We start from the raw sequence: 17,671 nt of genomic DNA on the forward strand, positions 1-17,671 counted from the left end.
TTAAAATTTTATCTTATTAAAGATGCCTGAGAAGCACAGTAAAATCTGTGATCTTCTTCACAATCATTAATCTTATTTTCGAGAACCGCAAGCATCCGTTATTAACAGTATACACGTATTGGAAGCTTCAAGAAATAATGAATACAGGTCCCTGAGTTTGTATGTTTTGCTCCCGGTTGTGGAATAACAAACGTACTAATGCCCGGATTTGAAAGGAGCGCAAGATGATGATCAATGTCCGCTTTGCCAGAATGATCATTTTGGGCCTTATTTGTACGTTCATCTGCTGCCTCACCGGCTGCTCGGCCGATTCGGATACGCTTCGGACGGGAAGGGCGGCCGCGGTTACTGGAAGCAAAACTGGCGATAGCCAGATCGCGTGCCGCGCCGCCGGGACGGCCGGAGATTCTCCGGAATGCCGCGCCGCAATGAATGGAAGGAACTTTAATCGAAACAGGGACCCGGAACCCGCCAGCAAACCGGCGGCAGCGCCGCTGACTCTCGGACAGCTTATCCGCAAATACCCGAATGCGATCAAGACGAACGGCCCCCGAACTAAAGAAATCGCGCTCACATTTGACGACGTTCCGGACCCCAGATTCACGCCGCAGATTTTGAATGTGCTCCGGAGATACCGGGTGAAAGCCACTTTTTTTATAGTAGGAAGACGGGCGGCCAAACATCCCGCGCTTGTTAGACGCATTGTGAGTGAAGGGCACAGCATCGGCAACCATTCGTACAACCATCCCCAGTTTACTAAGCTAAGCCTTCGGCAATTCCGTTCCCAAATCATGCGCGCGGAAAATATCATCAATAAAATAGCCGGGTTCAGACCACGGCTGATCCGCCCCCCTTATGGCGAAATAACCGAACAGCAGCTCAAATGGGCCGAAGCCCAAGGCTACAAGCTGGTTAACTGGAATGTCGACTCTCTGGATTGGAAGGGATTGTCCAGCCAGCAGGTGAAGCACAATATTTTGTCGCGTGCCGGAAAAGGGTCCATCATCCTTCAGCACGGAGGCGGCGGTGTAGGCAGCAATCTGAAGGGCACCATTGAGGCGCTGCCTGATGTTATTGAATCGCTCCGGCGCAAAGGATACACCTTTGTTACCGTACCCGAGATGCTGAATGTGCCGGAACAGAAATAGAACGCGCTGCTGCTCACTTATGCAAAAAAAGAAACAAAGCGGACCTCCCGGCCTGACTTTGTTTCTTATCAGCTGCTACTTAATCAGATACAATTGCACATATTGGTAACCGAATTCGGAGACGAAGCTTTGGCTTCCGGGTATGAAAATGTCAATACGGTTGCCCTGTATGGCGCTTCCTTTATCAGAGGCGGTTGCCACAAAAGCCCGCTTCGGCAGGCCGGGATGGGAATACCCTGTCACCAGCACCTTCGTTCCGAGCGGAATGACATCCGGATCGACGGCGATCGTCCCGAGCTTCAGCGGATCGCCAAAGTAGTCAACGGCCCCCCACCCGCCGTTCTCGCTTGCGGCTGAGGAGTAGGCAGACGCTTTAACCTGCAGCGTTTTGTCATAGTTAAAGGTCTTCCCCCACGCCTCCACCGTCTTCAGATCCGTCTCTGCGGCCAGCGGTACCGCCCGGGCTTTGCTTAACGCCTTCGGTCCTGCGGCAGCCGGGGATGCGCCCGAATCCGAATCAGGTATAACCAGTCTCAGGCCGGGATACAAATTGAGCGGGTTAATATTCGGATTCGCTTTTATTAATGCGCCTACATCCACGCCGTATTTTTGGGATACCGCATAAAATGTCGTCTGTTTCCCTGCAATGTGTACCCTGTCCGCATGCGCCGGCGAAGCGATCAGCAGTGCCCCAAGGCCCAAAATGGCGGCGGCGGATTTTATCGATGAGATTCCGAACTTCATAACTTCCTCCTCTATTTCCTTCACGAAAAAAGCTTTCTATGTATTTTCCAATCGTCGGCATATGTGCTGCATTCAGCAGCCCCGACATTTTTAAATATATCACAATTTTGTAACCATTTCATTTGTAATTGTTACCACTTTGAAATATTTTGTCGAAATGCGCGGCACATCCTAAATATTTTACACTGCGTTAACAATCAAAGCTGTCACAAAAGGTAGAATAAAGATGAATTGGCTGGATATCCATCAACAAAGGAGATTAATACATTGTCTTCACAGTATGTTAAAATAAGATGATATCGCCAGAATCGACCATTGGTTATAAATTTGGAGGAGTCATGAGCGAAGAAGAGAAAAACATCATTCACAACAGTCCGTCCGCTGCCTATCTGAACCGGGATCTGAGCTGGATTGAGTTCAACCGCCGCGTACTGAGGGAAGCTCAGGACCCGAATAACCCCTTGATGGAACGGGCCAAATTTCTTGGCATCGTCTCTAGCAACCTGGATGAATTCATCAGTGTGCGGGTTGCGGGTATTCAGGATCAAATCCGTGCGGGCTATACGAAAAAAGACTTTACCGGCTATACTCCTTCCGGCCTCCACCAACGCCTGTTCAAGCGTGTCGGAAAAATTGTCTCCGATCAATACCGGACCTTCCGGGATATTTCCCGGAGTCTTAACAAGGAAGGCATCATTCTTGTCGATTACGAGGATCTGACTCACGCCCAGGAAGCCGCAATAGAGCAATATTACCGGGATATCATTTTCCCCGTTCTAACGCCGATGGCTGTGGATCAGAGCCGGCCTTTCCCGCTTGTCCACAGCCTATTTATTTATCTCGCCGTCGTTCTGACGAAAAAGCATAAAGAGCATGAAGAGTTCTTTTTCGCCATCTTGCAAATCCCGTCCAATCTGCCGCGCTGTATTCCTCTCCCGCATCGCGCCAACAGCAAGCGGAGGCAGTTCGTCTATATCGAGGATGTCATCCGCGCCCATATCGGAACGCTCTTCAGCGGCTATCATCCGGTCGCCGTCAATGAGTTCCGCCTGACGCGAAATTCCGATCTCAGCATTGACGAGGAAGGCGCTGAGGATTTGCTGGAGGAGATTGAAAAGGAACTGCGGAAGCGCCGTCGCGGCGCGCCGGTCAGACTGGAAGTCCAAAAAGGCATTCACCCGTACGCTCTGGAGCAGCTGCAGGCCGAATTTGAAGCCGAGCATTTTGTGTATGAGATTGACGGTCCGCTCGATCTCGGATTTCTGCGCCAGTTTGCCGGAGGCTTTAAGGGGCTTAGCTCCCTGAACTATCCCCCGGTCGAGCCCGTCTACCCGGCTGAGTTCGAAGAAACCGAGGATTTCTTCCAGGTGCTGCGGGAACGCGACGTTCTGGTCTATCACCCTTATGAATCATTCGAGTCCTTTGTCGATTTTATTACCCAGGCGTCCGAGGACGATCAGGTCATGGCGATCAAAATGACCCTTTACAGGGTCAGCGGCAATTCGCCGCTCATTACCGCGCTCGCGCGCGCGGCAGGATCGGGCAAGCAGGTAACCGTAGTGGTGGAACTGAAAGCGAGGTTCGACGAAGAGCGCAACATTGCGTGGGCCCGGAAGCTGGAGCAGGCGGGCTGCCATGTCGTGTATGGATTGGTCGGCCTGAAAACCCATGCCAAGATCACCCTGATTGTGCGCCAGGAAGGCAATGAGCTGCGCCGTTATGTGCATATCGGGACAGGAAATTATAATGAGAATACCGCCAAATTGTATACCGATATCAGTCTGTTCACCGCGCATTACGAGATCGGGCTGGACGCTTCCGAGCTGTTCAATCAGATCACGGGATATTCCGCCAATTGTGAGTGGAATTCCTTCTTTGTCGCTCCGGTCAGCTTGAGCAATTCGCTGAAGAAGCTGATTCAGCGGGAGAGCGAACATGCAGCGAACGGCCGCCCGGCCCGTATTATCGCGAAGATGAACTCTCTCTCCAACCAGCAGGTGATCGATGATTTGTACGAAGCGGATCAATCCGGCGTTTCGATCGACCTGATCGTTCGGGGAGTCTGCTGCCTTCGTCCCGGAGTCCCGGGCCTGAGCGAACGGATAACGGTACGCAGCATCGTCGACCGCTTCCTCGAGCACTCCCGAATCTATTATTTCGAGAACGGCGGAGATCCCGAGGTGTATCTGTCAAGCGCGGACTGGATGACCCGCAACCTGACCCGCCGGGTTGAATTAATGTGTCCTGTCCGGGATACGACAGCCCGTGAACAGGTGATCCAGATTTTGGAGATGTCGCTGCGGGACAATCAGAAATCTAGCTTCCTGCTGCCAAGCGGCAACTATGAGCGGCCAAACGACGGAAAGGCTCCTTTTCGGAGCCAGTTCGCCGCTATGAATGTTGAGAGTTGGAAATATGCTCAAGCTTTACCTTCAGACCCCAAGCATTCTTGAATACCTTGAGGGCTTCGTCAATCTCTTCCAGCTTTAAGAGAGGCCGCTGATTGCCCAGAATTTCGATATCAAGACTTCCCCCATTCAAGCGGGGGTTAATCTGCTGTTTTATTCCGGTCTCGTTGTTATCCAGGGCTGCGCTTAGTTGAACAAGTGAACCAAGCTTATGTATCCACTCCTCGTCGGAAGCCAGAAGAATGTCCTTATGCTCTGTGGACAGCTTCTGCTTCCGGCTTTTTGTGCTGTATGAGGCGATCATGGCGCACAGAACGAGCTGGCGGTGCGTAAGACCCCGGATCGGCGAATTCATCAACCAATAGCGGGTATGCCGCTTGGACTGGTAATAATTAATATTGGCCCCGACGCGGTAGAGCATCACCGATACATAGATGAGCATTTCCTGCTCCTTCGCATCCCCTTCGACTTTGAGGGCCCTATATAAGCTCTGCGCGATTTTATGGACATCATTTAAAAAATCGGCCGAAGCCTCGTTGTTCAAACGCTGCAGCGTTCCGAGACTGTACTCCAGCGTGCTTGCGCGTACCGGGTGATCCGGTTCCAGCAGATCGTGCAGCATCCCCTCACGCAGCCCTTCTCCGCTAATGACTGCCTGTCCGGCTCCAATATACTGGTATACGGTATGAAAAATAATCAGCCCCGATACGATAATGTCAGCCCGGCTCTTGGACAGGCCGTCGAGATTCTTTCGCTTGTCGTATGACATCGCCGGCAGCGTCTCCATGAATTTTTTAATTGTCTCGCTATACATTGTGTATCCATGAGAATTGGGAAGGGAATATTTGCGCCCCTTCTGGTCTATCTTGCCAAGCGTCCGCAGCGTTCCCCCAAGGCCGTATAATGGCCGTCCTTTTCCGGTTCTGAGCCATTCATAATCCGCAAGATGCTCACGAACGAACGCTTCCAGCTTACGCACGTGCTCCCCGCTCCAATTGCCTCCCTGACCAAACATCACATTGGTATTGACCGCTCCGAACGGAAAGGAAATGCTGTGCCGGTAGCTCCGATCTTGAAAAAGCGTAATCTCTGTACTGCCGCCGCCGATATCGATGACAAACCCGTCTTGGACATCGAACGCGTTGATGACGCCGAGGAAGCCGAAATAGGCCTCCTGCTGCCCGCTGATGATTTCGATCTGCATCCCCGCTGCATCGGAGAGAAACGCGGTAATCTCTTTGGAGTTGGCCGCATTCCGGATCGCAGCCGTTGCGCCAACGCGGACCCGGGCCGCGCCGTATACCCGGCAGACCATCTTAAACTGCAGGAGGACCGGAACAATGGCTTGCAGCGTCTCGCGTTCCAGTCGGCCCTCCTTGGTGATCTTCTCGCTCAGACGGGCGGAATATTTAGATTCTTTGATAATCCGGTATCCGCCTTCAGGCGTTGTTTCGTAGATGACGAGTCTGATGGAGTTGGAACCAATATCGATAATACCGATTCGGCTAAGGTCGTTGTTCATAGTATGTTTCCCCTTTATTTATCACTGAGCATAATTATACATCTTCCGGATACATATTTACATTTTAAACGTTTAACGTTTTTCTAAACGATCCCGCTTCTTAATTGTTAGCAATCGTAACGATTCCCAGCGGGAAACGCCCGTCCGGCCGGCGGCCGCTGATGGCAAAGTCAACGCCTGGAAGCCCGCTAGCCGGGTCTAGAATAGCAGCCAACACCGTATAGCGCCCTCCCGGAAGCCCTCCCGGCAATTTCAGGTGGACGACGGCTGTACTTGCGCCCGGTACCCAGGTTCTGATATCTGTAGAACTGCGGACGGAAGCTTTGACGTTCCTCTCTTCGTCCGCCAGTGAAATCTCCAGCGGCCATTTGAAGTAAAAGGGCGCCGTTCCACGATTGGCTACGATCAGCTTGACATGCAGCGTCTCGCCCGGCTTTCTTTTTTCTTCGTAGACCGCCTTCTGGATGACGAAGCGGTAGCCGATGGTGCGCAGAAAGCGGTCGATATTCGCCTGCAATTGGCCCCCGGGCTCCTCATCCCAAGGCGCGGAAGGACCAAGCCAGGATACATGGGTTAACCTGGCCTGCCGGATCGTTTCTTCCAGGTTCCCGTCCGCAAAAAAGACACGCGGATCTCCAGAGAATTCGCCTCCACTGGGTGACTTCACCCAGAAATCCCGCATGGCCGGCTCCCTATCCTTCGTCAGCCAGGAGGTGTAGCCGTTTGTGTACCAGTTCAGGAATTCGTCAATAGTCGCATCATGCTGGCCGAAAGCGTCATTATACAGTCCCATTCCATAATGTGCCGCCGCCTTTGTCGGCCGGCGCATCAGCAGCGGCTTACTGCTGAAAAATTGGACATACGGCTCTATGTACTTGTCGGTTATGCTTCGGGGCGGAAAAGGAATGCGGCCCGGTCCGGAGTTCATCGTATGCCACTCCCCCCAGTGGCCGACGCTGCCAAGCTGAATAAAGGCAACGGCAGGATCGTTATTGTAGCGCTGGGCAAGTGCTGCAATCAGCCTCCGGTGTGAAGCGGTCAGCAGGGGACTGGAGTAGTCAGGACTGAAGCCTTTTCCGTACGGCAGATCGTACCAGGTTCCCTTCTCTCCGGTTTCCTTGTACAGCCAATCCGGAATGTCGAGATGACGGTCCTCCCTGGGATAATCCAGCACCACCCGAAGCACAAACCGAACCCCTTGCTCTCTCCAGTACTGAAAGTGGAAGGTCTCTTCTATGCCATCGAAATTATATTTTCCCGGTTCCGGCTCCAGTTCTCTCCAGGTCAGGTTGGCATGCACAAGCGTAACCGGTTGAAGCACACTCTCCGGGTCCCGCGCGTCCGCTGTAAATCCTGTAAACGGATTGTACAGCACGGTTCCGGTTTCCACCGGATAACGGACTGCCATGGCGGGCTGCCGGCCGCCGGTCATGGCCCCGCCGCACAGCAGCAGCAATACGGCCGATGTCACAATCAGGCTTGCTGCCGTGAGGACTTGTTTCTTTTTTTTCATGCAATTATTCCTCGCTTTGATTATAATGAACAATGGTTCGCAAAATTTCGTCTTCTCTTCGACTCTATCATACTAAAGAACTAGTCAAAATAGTTCTAAAGGATGTATAATGTTGGCAGCAAGAGCGAGTGCAAAGTCTATTATTTTTACCATAGAACGGAGAAGCAGGATGAAAGTGTTAGTCACAGGGGGCTACGGCTTTATCGGATCTCATGTATCCGACCGTTTTCACAAAGAAGGCTATGATGTCTACATTATTGATGAATTATCATCGGGAAGCAAACGCAATATCCAATTTCCGCACAAAGGATATATACTTTCGATTAATGATCCTAAATGCGAGGAAGTGTTCCGCAGCAACAAGTTCGATGCTGTAATCCACCTGGCCGCGCAAATCGGCGGCCCCGCTTCAATAGAATCTCCTCCTCAGGATACCGAGTCCAATGTTCTCGGGTTATCCAACATGCTGACTATGGCAAGCCGTCATGGCGTCCGGAAATTTATCTTTGCATCTTCGGCTGAAGTCTATGGAATCAAAGAAGATGCTCCTTTACATGAAACCGCTCCCCTCTCCCCCCGCTCTCTTTACGGGATCAATAAAATGATAGGAGAAACATACTGCGCCAAGTGGCAGGAAATCTACGGACTGGATACGGTCTGCTTCCGTATGTCCAATGTTTATGGTCCGCGGCAGGGGAACAAGGACAAGGGCGGTGTGGTTTCCATTTTTATGGATGAATTGATGGAAGGACACGGCATTACAGTCTACGGCGACGGTAATCAGACCCGCGACTTCATCTACGTCGAGGATGTCGCTGACGCTATGTTCAGGGCCTCCTACTCCCCGGTCAGCGGCGTCTACAATTTATCGGCAGGCAAGGAAAGTTCGATCAATGAGCTGATTGATGAGCTTCAGATACTGCAAGGCGGCGATGCGCGCATCACCTACTCTTCGCCCCGCGAAGGCGATGCTTATCGCCTAGTGCTGGATAACAGCCGTATCATGCATGATCTGGATTGGGCTCCCAAATACTCACTGCATGAAGGGCTCCATAGAACTTGCAACTGGAAATCCGACAAGCAAGGCGAGAAATCCGAACAACCCTCCGTATCCAGGACAAGTTCCCCTCTGCGCAAGAAGCTGAACCGTCTGCTTCCTTATGCCGAGAATCTTATTGCATTTGCTGCGCTTGCCTTGATCGGCAGCCCTCTGGAAATCACAGAATCTGCCGGACTTGATTTAAAGCTTCTCTATATTATCGTCATGGGCATTCTGTATGGCAGCCGCCAGTCCATGCTTGCCGTGATGCTGTCCGTTATCCTGTTCATTCAGGAGAAGCTGGACAACGGCCGCGACCTGCTTTCTTTGCTGTATGATACGACCCTGTTCTTCCAAATGGCTCTGTATCTATTCATCGGTCTTGTCGTCGGTTACAGCGTGGAGCACCGCAGCAATAAGCTTAACCGCGCTGAGCGGCAGCTGGTTCAGTCTGGTGAAAAATACACATTTCTGTATGAGGTGTATGAGGATACCCGGTCAGTCAAAGACGAACTTCAACAGCAAATCAGGGCAACCGAGGACAGCTTCGGCAAAATCAACGCGGTGACCAGGGAGCTGGAAAGTCTGGAGCCGGAGAGAATCTTCCTAGAGGCAGTCGGCGTGGTCGAGAAAATCATGAGGACTGATCAGGTCAGCATTTATACCGTCAACAAATCCAAGCAATATTTGCGTCTGGCCGCTCATTCCTCCGGCGCTTCCCTGGCGGATGCCCGTTCCTTGAAAGTGGAGGAGCATCCACATATTAAGTCCCTGCTGGATAGCAAACGTCTATATGTCAATAAGGAGCTGCTGCCCGGGCTTCCCCTGCTTGCCGCTCCGGTCCTTAGCAGCGGAGAAGTCGTTGCCGTCGTATCCGTACATACTGTCGAATTCAGCCGTTTCACCCAGTATTATCAGAACCTGTTCAAGACGGTTGTGGACCTCATATCCTCCTCGCTGTCGCGCGCGCATGCCTACGTTGAAGCCGCAGCTGACCGCAGGTATATAGACGGGGTGGACGGCCGGATTTTACGAACAGAGGCTTTCAAAAGCATCCTGGCCAGCAAGCAGGCCGCCAGCGAGCGGTTCGGCGTTGATTATGTGCTGCTCTCCACCGGATTTCGGAATGCGTCTCCCGAGTTGGCCGAGCGTATCCACACTTCCTTGCGCGAGACCGATTATCTGGGTCTATCCGAAGACGGAGAGCTGCTAATCCTGCTAAGCAACTCCAACCAGAAGGATGCCCAATTTGTCATGGACCGTTTATCGGAAAAAGGCGTGCATCTGCAAGAAGGAGTGGAATCCTTCTATGTATAAGTTCCTGTATATAACGTATATCGCGGCTTGCGCCTGCTATTTCTTCCTGCGCTTTCGCCGTTCAATGCCTGAAGCGGCAGTTAGGCTGGCCTTTGCGGCCGCTTTTCCGCTCATCGGCTTTTTGCTTCCTTTGTTTTGGCGGCAGAGGCGCCAGTCCGATGAATCGCAGCGAATTCAAACACTGGAATCATACCTCCGCCAGGATGAGCAAGCCGATCCTCTCAAAGTTTCACATTTGTCCGAGGACGAAAAGGAACTGAATATTGTACCGCTCGAAGAAGCGCTGCTGGTTAACGATTTAACCTCGCGCCGCCGGACAATGATTGATCTGCTCAAGCAGGATGCGACTGAATATTTGGAAGTGCTGCGCATGGCTGTCGGCAATGAGGACACCGAAACCTCCCACTATGCGGTTAGCGCAGTCGTGGAGATTAAGCGCAAGCTAAATCATTCGTTGCAGGAATTTTCCGTCCGCTATGAGACGAGCCGGGATGATGCCCATTTCCTGGCCTCCTACGCCGAGGTGCTGCAGAATTACATACGAAGCGGATTTCTGGATCGAAGCACGGTGATGCAGCTCAAGTATTCTCTTACCGAAGTGCTGCAGCACTGGACGGAGGCTGACCCTGACGCATTCGAAGCGTATGAGCAGAAAATGCGGATTGAGCTGGAGCTCGGGAATTACCTGTCCGCAGAGCAGGCGTCAGCCATAATGATGGAGCGGTTTCCGCATCGCGAGGAATCCTATCTTGCACAGATGAATCTCTATTTTACTCTAAGATCGCCGCAAAGGTTCAACCAGGCTCTTCAGGCGCTTAAGCAATCCCCCGTTCGACTGTCGAACGATGCTCTGAAATTAGTCCGGTTCTGGTCGGAAGGAGCCTAATGGAAATATAATGAAGCAGCCTATGAAACTGAACACCCGCATTTACAGCATCATCATCTTTATCATCCTGCTGGCCTTTGTCATGTACTTGACGCAAACCCAGTATTTCCAGCAGTTCAGCCACAGCCGGCATAACGAGAATTTGACCGAGAGCTGGAAGGCCGAAGCGGTCTCCGCCTCCTCTCCTTCCCCGCAGTCCGGCCCCCCATATTGTCTCGCCTATGTAAGTAGTGACGAATTCAGCGCCAAAGTCAATATGCAGGCAAGCCGCACGCTGGGTTATATGAAGAAGGAAGCAGTCACAACTGATTTGAGCAAAAAGAAGCTGCAGCCTTCAGGCTGCGCCGCAGTCATATTGACGGTCAGGGACCTTTCTTCAATTGGCAGTCCGGAAGTCTTGACCAGCTATGCGGAACAGGGAGGGCATGTATTCTTAACCTCCATGCCGGAGAGAAACGATGCGTTTTACCGATTATATCGAAAGCTGGGCATCCTGAACGCCGGGAATTATAAGGATGAGACCGGGGTGCAGCTGCGGGGTGAGGTACTGATTGGAGAATCCGGGCTGCATATCGATGACAAATTTATCTTGAATACGGTGATGCAGGTGGAGCTGGATTCTTCGGTCACCGTGCATGCTGCAACCTCGGCTGGAATGCCGCTCTTATGGAGTGTGCCAAGCGGGGAAGGGTCAATTATGGTGTTTAATGGCACGATGCTTCAGGAGAAGATCAACCGCGGACTGATTGCCGGGGCTATCTCCATCATGATGCCGGACTTCATCTATCCTGTCTTCAATTCAAAGGTGGTTTATATCGATGACTGGCCGGCGCCGTATGGCAGCTTGATTGATGATGCGATCTACAAGACGTACAAGTTAAACCGGCAGGGCTTCTTTAAGGAAATATGGTGGCCGGACATGCTTGGAATTGCCAAACGAAATCATATTAAGTACACGGCAGTGCTGATTGAGTCTTACCAGAATCGGGTGACTCCGCCCTTTGATTCGCCATCCGATGCCGACCCTAACGGACTGATCAGCTACGGCAGGGAAATTATCAAAAGCGGCGGTGAAATCGGTCTGCACGGATACAATCATCAGTCGCTTACGCTGGATCAAGATACCAGCGCCGCGTTCGATTACCAGCCCTGGAACAGCGTAGGCGACATGTCGCAGTCGATTCAAGAGGCTGTAAGCTACGCCAAACAAGGCTTTCCCGAATATACGATGTTCACGTACGTGCCCCCGTCCAACGTGCTCAGCCCGGAAGGACGCGAAGCGATCAAAGCGGGATGGAAGAATTTATCTGTGATCGCCTCTCTTTTTCCGGATGATGCAGCCGGAGTATCGTATGTGCAGGAGTTTGAGCTGGCGAAGGACGGAATTATGGAGATGCCGCGGGTCACATCCGGTTATAAATCCACCCCGTTTGAACGATGGGCGGCGGCAAGCGTGCTGACGGCCAACGGAATCTTCTCCCACTTCATCCATCCCGATGATGTTCTTGACGCCGAGCGGAATAAGAACATGAACTGGGAGAGCATGTACAAGACCTTCTCCGAGATGATGTCCGGATTGAACGAGCGCTACCCGTGGATGCGCGCCCAGACCTCAATGGAAGCGGCCATCGATATGAAGAATACGCTGACAAGTCGAGTCGATTTGCAGCAGGAAGACGGCTCCATTAAAGGCTCGGTGAAGCCTTTTGAGAATGAGTCTTACTTTATCTTGCGGACCCGTAAAAAAGTCGGGAGCCTGTCGGGCTGTTCTGCAGATAAAATCGGCGACGGCATCTTCTTGATTACCGTCCGAAAAGCCGAATTCACAATTCAGTTAAGCGAGGCATGAGTTCATGAGAATATGTATAATAGCGGAAGGCTCCTATCCCTATATCACCGGAGGCGTCTCCAGTTGGATTCATTCTCTGGTTACCAGCCTGACTGAGCATGAGTTTATTATTCTGGCTATTGGAGCTGAAGAGAAGCAGCGGGGGGCTTTCAAGTATCAGCTTCCTTCAAATATCGTTGAAGTGAAAGAAATCTTCCTGAACAGCTATCTGAATGAGGTAAAGCCGCGCAGGGACCGCCTCCGGCTCACTCCTGCCGAGCATGAAGCGATTGGCTCCCTGCTTGGCGGCGGCACTGCGGTGGACTGGGCCGGTCTGTTCGATTTGCTGCGTTCAGGGCGGGTTACCTCAGCCGTTCAGTTTCTGATGAGCAGGGAATTTTTCCGGGTCTTGTCCAAACGCTGCCAGGAAGATTATGAACATGTGCCGTTCACCGAAATGTACTGGACCGTCCGGTCCATGATGCTTCCGCTGCTGCTTACGATCCGCGAAGATATTCCGAAGGCGGATTTGTACCACAGCGTATCAACCGGCTACGCCGGAGTCATCGGCGCCCTCGCCAAGCATCTCTACGGCAAGCCCTATCTGCTAACCGAGCACGGCATTTATTCCCGGGAGAGAGAAGAAGAGATTATCAAGGCGGACTGGGTGCAGGGCTATTTCAAGGATTTGTGGATTCAATACTTCTACCGTCTGTCCGAGGCAGCCTATTCCATGAGCGATCAGGTCATTACACTCTTTGGCCGCAACCGCGACATTGAAATTGAGATCGGCTGCGATGAACGGAAAATCAGCATTATCCCAAATGGCGTCAATGTCGCGGATTATGCGGAAGTGGCGGGACCTCCCCCGGAAGGCGGCCCCCTCCGGCTCGGCGCCATCGTGCGTATCGTGCCGATCAAGGATATCAAAACCATGATTCAAAGCTTCGCGCTGGTGAAGCGGGAACTGCCCGAATCAGAGCTGTACATTCTGGGTCCCTGGGAAGAAAACGAAGATTATTACCGCGAATGCCTTGAGCTGGCGGCAACGCTGCAGGTGCAGGATATCATTTTCACAGGCGAGGTCAATGTGCGCCAATATTTGAAAAGGCTCGACATCATCCTGCTCTCCAGCATCAGCGAGGGTATGCCGCTGGCCATCCTTGAAGCGATGGCCGCGGGGAAACCGTGCGTCACGACCAATATCGGCAGCTGCCGCGAGCTTCTGTTCGGCAACGGTGATAACTACGGTCCCGCCGGCATTGTTGTTCCCGTCATGCATTATGATGAGATGGCGTCCGCCATTATTCGGCTTGGCCGCAGCCGCGAGCTGCGGGAGCAGATGGGCCTCAACGGTCTTAAACGGGCGGAGGCGCACTATACCAGAGAACAGTTCATCGAGGGCTACCGCGAATTTTATCTGAATTATGAGGAGGGGCGGTCATGGCCGGCATCGGCTTCGAGCTAAGAAAACTACATAACCAGCAGGGACTGCTTCGTCAGATTCGGGCATACGCCTACTCGTCCATGTCGACGGTCGGACCGATGATCCTCTGTATGGCAATGGTGGCCGGCATTCAGCGTCTGATGGCGGTTTCCGGCGCGGCCTTTCTGGAGCGGGAACTGTTCATGACCACCATTGTGTATGCCTTCATCTTCTCTGTGCTGGTCACCGGCGGCGTCTCTATGGTGCTGACCCGTTTCCTGTCGGATATGCTGTTCCAGAAGCAATACCAGCACGCCCTTTCCTCCTACTACGGGGCAGCAGCCGTATGTCTGCCTGCGGGTGCGGTAGCGGCGCTGGTGTTCCTAAAAGGCGTTGAAGCCGGATTCGCGTACAAGGCTGCCGCGTTTCTCCTGTTTATGGAGCTGATCCTCATCTGGCTGCAGTCCGTTCACCTTACGGCGCTCAAGGATTACAAGCGCATCTTTCGCGGCTTTCTGTATGGTGCCGGCACCGCCGCACTGGGAGCCTGGGCCGTCTGCGAATATACACCCTATCAGACAGCCGCGGGAATGCTGGCCGCAGTGGATGCGGGCTTTTTCCTTGTGCTGCTGCTGACTAATAGGCACTTCGAGCAGGTGTTTCCCCCTCGGGATTCCCGCTTATATTTTCATTTTCTGTCCTATTTCAGCAAATATCCAGCGTTGTTCGGAATTGGCACATTCCTCTATACGGGTGTATACACACACAGCTTCGTGTACTGGTTCGGCCCGCAGAACAAAGAGGTGGCCGGCCGCTATCTCGTCTCTCCTTTTTATGATACGCCGGTCTTCTATGCCTACTTAAGCGTCATGCCGACCCTCATTCTCTTTACGGTCGCCGTCGAGACCAATTTCTATGAGAAATTCAGAGGTTATTACGATCTGATTCGGCAGCGGGGAACATTTAAGGAAATATCAGAGGCCCGCCGGGAGATGCAGCGGACGCTGATCCGTGAACTGACGTTAGTCATGGAAACCCAGCTCATGTTTACGGTTATCAGTCTTGCGCTCGGCATCAAGCTTCTGCCCATGATCGGTTTTAGCATGAATCAGCTTGATGTGTATATCATCCTTTTGTTAGGCTATTATTTCTTCATCATTACATTCGTCATCATGCTGCTTCTGCTGTATTACGATGACCGGAAAGGTGTTTTTATGATCAGCGGTGTCTTTCTCGTTCTGAATACCGGCTTAAGCACCCTCTCTATGCTGGGCGGCTACGATGGCTATGGTTTGTTTGCCGCTTCCTTTATTGCCGTGCTGCTTGCACTCGGACGGTTAATCATTTATGTCCGCAGCATTGACTACCACACCTTCTGCGCTCAGCCTGTTAATCCGGTCAAGCGGGAACGGGGGCGTCTGTTCCGTCCGGGGCTGGCGTCCGTTACGCTTGCCGTTCTGGTCATTCTGCTGACGGGCTGCATGGACAGCGGCTTGGATGAGAAGAGCGCCCCGAAGGCGGCGGATTCCCCAATCTCCGAGCCGGTTACCCAGGATAAGCTGGCCGAGGACAAGCGCATCTATGAAAGGGACAATGATACCTCCGTGGATACCTTGTATTTGACCGTGCTTGAAGGTGACAAACAAGAAGGCGAAGCCCCCCTCACCTGGTATGAGCTGAACCGGATTCGCAGCCGGATGGAAGAAGGCTCGCTGAACGCCATCCTGCAGGAAGGCGCAGCCGATGGCAGCGGACCGGCTTCAGGGTCCTTTGGCTACTCATCCCAGGAAGCCAACGCCCATGTTTCACTTCGCGGGAATTCGACGCGGTATGCTTCCCAGCGGTCGTACAAGATCAAACTGAATGATCTGGCGGGACTATGGAATGATCAGCGCACGATTAACTTGAACAAGCATGCCTACGACCCCTCGAGGCTGCGCAATAAACTCAGCTTCGATCTGTTCGAGACCATCCCGAATATTACAAGTCTGCGTACCCGCTTCGTGCATCTCTATGTGAAGGATCTGAGCGAAGGCGGCGCGGCCAATTCAAAGCCGTTCATCGATTATGGACTGTACACTCAGATCGAACAGCCTAACAAGCAATTCCTGAAGAATCACTGGCTTGACCCATACGGACAGTTATACAAAGCTACCATGTTTGAGTTTTTCGAGTATCAGGGTGAGCTTCGGCTGCAGGATGATCCGCTGTATGACAAGGCCAAGTTTGAAACCCGCCTGCAAATCAACGGGCGTGAAGATCACCGGAAACTGCTGGACATGCTGAAAGATGTGAACAATCTGTCCATTCCAATCAATGAAGTTATAGACAAGCACTTTGACCTGGATAACTATCTGACCTGGATGGCCTCCAACATTTTAATGGACAACATGGATACGAATACCCAGAATTTCCTGCTATACTCCCCGCTTAACTCCGAAAAATGGTACTTCCTTCCATGGGACTATGATGGAGGATGGGAGCTGCAGCAAAATTCGGCTAACATCATCACTTACAGCAGCGGCATCAGCAATTATTGGGGCTCCAAGCTGCATAACCGTTTTTTCCGCAATATGGAAAATGTGAACCTGCTAAAGGACAAGATCGACGAGTTGTACCGGGACTATATCAATAACGATATCATTTCCAAAAGAGTCGCGTTGTACGCCCCTATCACACAGCTGTACACCAGTAAGCAGCCCGACAAAGGCTTTCTCCCGGAGCTCTTTTCCGATGTCCCCAAGGATCTGGCAACGATCAGTACAGTTCCCGAACGCTCCATGAAGCGGTTTATTGAAGATATACAGAAGCCCAAGCCCTTCTTTCTGGACGATCTGCATCAGGAGGGGACAACTTCCGTATTTCAGTGGGATGCCTCGTTCGACCTTCAAGGAGACACCCTGAATTATGATTTTACTCTGGCCAGGGACCCGCAGTTTACAAAGGTGGTCAAACGGATAAGCACACCGGGTACCTCCGTGCGGCTCAGCGGACTTTCGCCAGGAACGTACTATTGGAAGGTAACGGCGGCCGACGGCAAGGGACATTCGCAAATCGCATTTGATATTTATTACGACGGTGAAGGCACTGCCTACAACGGAGTCAGAGAGGTTAAGGTGAACTGACATGGAATTTATGGGCCGGCCTCTCAGGCACGAATTCAAATATTATCTGCATCCCCATGAATATTTATCCATGCGTCAGCGTGTAGCGTCGCTGCTTCCGCTTGATCCGTATTCGCAGAACGCGGACGGCTACGGCATCCGCAGTCTGTACTTCGACAGTCCTGTGGATCATGCGCTGTACGATAAGACAAACGGAATTTTTGGGCGCGAGAAGTTTCGAATTCGGATATACAATGCAAGCGACAGTTCGATTAAGCTGGAACGCAAGAGTAAATACGGGGATTATGTAAGTAAAGAGAGCGCTCCGCTAACCCGCCCCGAGTATGAAAACATTGTGCACGGGGACGCCTCGTCGATTGCGGATTCGCCGCATCCTCTTGTTCGGGATTTATACAGGGCACTTACTTATAAGGGCTTCCGCCGGGCGGCAATCGTCGATTACGTGCGTGAAGCCTATGTATACGATTACGGGGATGTCCGTATTACATTCGACAAGAAGCTGTCCTCCGGCATCAACAGTCTGGATCTGTTCGACCCCGGGCTGGCTTTTCGGGAAGCTCTGGACGATTCCACACGGACCATTCTGGAAATTAAATTCAACCGCTTCCTGCCGGAACCGGTACGTCTCATCACCACCCCGGCTGCGAGCGTCCGGTCCACGATATCCAAATATGTAATATGCAGGGAAGCCGCCAAACTTCATTTCAAACGATAA

General features: G+C 52.2%; 11 protein-coding genes. 8 read left to right on the plus strand and 3 right to left on the minus strand.

The features are described from left to right. Positions 1 to 224: 224 nt before the first annotated feature. Entirely contained in the window at positions 225 to 1,148 is a 924-nt protein-coding gene (locus tag PDUR_RS14845) for a polysaccharide deacetylase family protein (RefSeq protein WP_233277381.1), read from the plus strand. 75 nt (positions 1,149 to 1,223) lie between these two features. On the opposite strand, the gene PDUR_RS14850 is transcribed toward PDUR_RS14845, so the two are convergent. Beyond that, positions 1,224 to 1,892, minus strand: a complete 669-nt coding sequence (locus tag PDUR_RS14850) for a 3D domain-containing protein (protein ID WP_156130470.1) — start codon at positions 1,890 to 1,892, stop codon at positions 1,224 to 1,226. A 338-nt stretch (positions 1,893 to 2,230) separates the two neighbouring features. Here PDUR_RS14850 and ppk1 point away from each other — a divergent pair, with 338 nt between their 5' ends. Beyond that, a complete protein-coding gene (gene ppk1, locus PDUR_RS14855) occupies positions 2,231 to 4,345 on the plus strand; it encodes a polyphosphate kinase 1 (RefSeq protein ID WP_042206947.1) in 2,115 nt (704 codons plus the stop codon). Here ppk1 and PDUR_RS14860 read toward each other — a convergent pair. Both PDUR_RS14860 and PDUR_RS14865 read right to left on the minus strand, forming a co-directional pair. Next, positions 4,284 to 5,822: a Ppx/GppA family phosphatase gene (locus PDUR_RS14860; protein WP_042206948.1), complete on the minus strand. Its 1,539-nt coding sequence runs from the start codon at positions 5,820 to 5,822 to the stop codon at positions 4,284 to 4,286. The two genes, ppk1 and PDUR_RS14860, sit on opposite strands and share 62 nt — an antisense overlap. Before the next feature lie 100 nt (positions 5,823 to 5,922). Further along, entirely contained in the window at positions 5,923 to 7,335 is a 1,413-nt protein-coding gene (locus tag PDUR_RS14865) for a DUF4832 domain-containing protein (protein WP_052410238.1), read from the minus strand. Positions 7,336 to 7,504: 169 nt separating this feature from the next. On the opposite strand from PDUR_RS14865, the gene PDUR_RS14870 reads away from it, so the two are divergent. Genes PDUR_RS14870 through PDUR_RS14900 form a run of 6 tightly spaced genes read left to right on the plus strand, consistent with a single transcriptional unit; the run spans position 7,505 to position 17,671 of the window. Next, a complete protein-coding gene (locus tag PDUR_RS14870) occupies positions 7,505 to 9,691 on the plus strand; it encodes an NAD-dependent epimerase/dehydratase family protein (RefSeq protein ID WP_042206949.1) in 2,187 nt (728 codons plus the stop codon). Further along, complete coding sequence (locus tag PDUR_RS14875) at positions 9,684 to 10,577, plus strand: hypothetical protein (RefSeq protein ID WP_042206950.1); 894 nt, start codon at positions 9,684 to 9,686, stop codon at positions 10,575 to 10,577. Before PDUR_RS14870 ends, PDUR_RS14875 begins: the two co-directional genes overlap by 8 nt. A 10-nt stretch (positions 10,578 to 10,587) precedes the next feature. After that, positions 10,588 to 12,426: a DUF2194 domain-containing protein gene (locus PDUR_RS14880; RefSeq protein WP_052410239.1), complete on the plus strand. Its 1,839-nt coding sequence runs from the start codon at positions 10,588 to 10,590 to the stop codon at positions 12,424 to 12,426. Between the two features lie 4 nt (positions 12,427 to 12,430). Continuing rightward, positions 12,431 to 13,873 carry a GT4 family glycosyltransferase PelF gene (gene pelF, locus PDUR_RS14885; protein ID WP_042206951.1) on the plus strand — a complete coding sequence of 481 codons (1,443 nt, stop codon included), beginning with the start codon at positions 12,431 to 12,433 and terminating at the stop codon, positions 13,871 to 13,873. Beyond that, positions 13,849 to 16,956 (plus strand): exopolysaccharide Pel transporter PelG, encoded by a 3,108-nt coding sequence (pelG, locus tag PDUR_RS27340; protein ID WP_052410240.1) that lies wholly within the window; start codon positions 13,849 to 13,851, stop codon positions 16,954 to 16,956. The genes pelF and pelG overlap by 25 nt, the downstream gene beginning before the upstream one ends. Before the next feature lies 1 nt (position 16,957). After that, positions 16,958 to 17,671: a polyphosphate polymerase domain-containing protein gene (locus PDUR_RS14900; RefSeq protein WP_042206952.1), complete on the plus strand. Its 714-nt coding sequence runs from the start codon at positions 16,958 to 16,960 to the stop codon at positions 17,669 to 17,671.

It is taken from the genome of Paenibacillus durus, assembly GCF_000756615.1.
GTDB lineage: Bacteria > Bacillota > Bacilli > Paenibacillales > Paenibacillaceae > Paenibacillus_AQ > Paenibacillus_AQ durus.

Coding starts and splice junctions, on each gene's coding strand:
- ppk1 (WP_042206947.1), top strand. CDS start 2,231: ATGAGCGAAGAAGAGAAAAACATCATTCACAACAGTCCGTCCGCTGCC.
- pelG (WP_052410240.1), top strand. CDS start 13,849: ATGGCCGGCATCGGCTTCGAGCTAAGAAAACTACATAACCAGCAGGGA.
- PDUR_RS14845 (WP_233277381.1), top strand. CDS start 225: ATGATGATCAATGTCCGCTTTGCCAGAATGATCATTTTGGGCCTTATT.
- PDUR_RS14860 (WP_042206948.1), bottom strand. CDS start 5,822: ATGAACAACGACCTTAGCCGAATCGGTATTATCGATATTGGTTCCAAC.
- PDUR_RS14865 (WP_052410238.1), bottom strand. CDS start 7,335: ATGAAAAAAAAGAAACAAGTCCTCACGGCAGCAAGCCTGATTGTGACA.
- PDUR_RS14850 (WP_156130470.1), bottom strand. CDS start 1,892: ATGAAGTTCGGAATCTCATCGATAAAATCCGCCGCCGCCATTTTGGGC.
- pelF (WP_042206951.1), top strand. CDS start 12,431: ATGAGAATATGTATAATAGCGGAAGGCTCCTATCCCTATATCACCGGA.
- PDUR_RS14870 (WP_042206949.1), top strand. CDS start 7,505: ATGAAAGTGTTAGTCACAGGGGGCTACGGCTTTATCGGATCTCATGTA.
- PDUR_RS14900 (WP_042206952.1), top strand. CDS start 16,958: ATGGAATTTATGGGCCGGCCTCTCAGGCACGAATTCAAATATTATCTG.
- PDUR_RS14880 (WP_052410239.1), top strand. CDS start 10,588: ATGAAGCAGCCTATGAAACTGAACACCCGCATTTACAGCATCATCATC.
- PDUR_RS14875 (WP_042206950.1), top strand. CDS start 9,684: ATGTATAAGTTCCTGTATATAACGTATATCGCGGCTTGCGCCTGCTAT.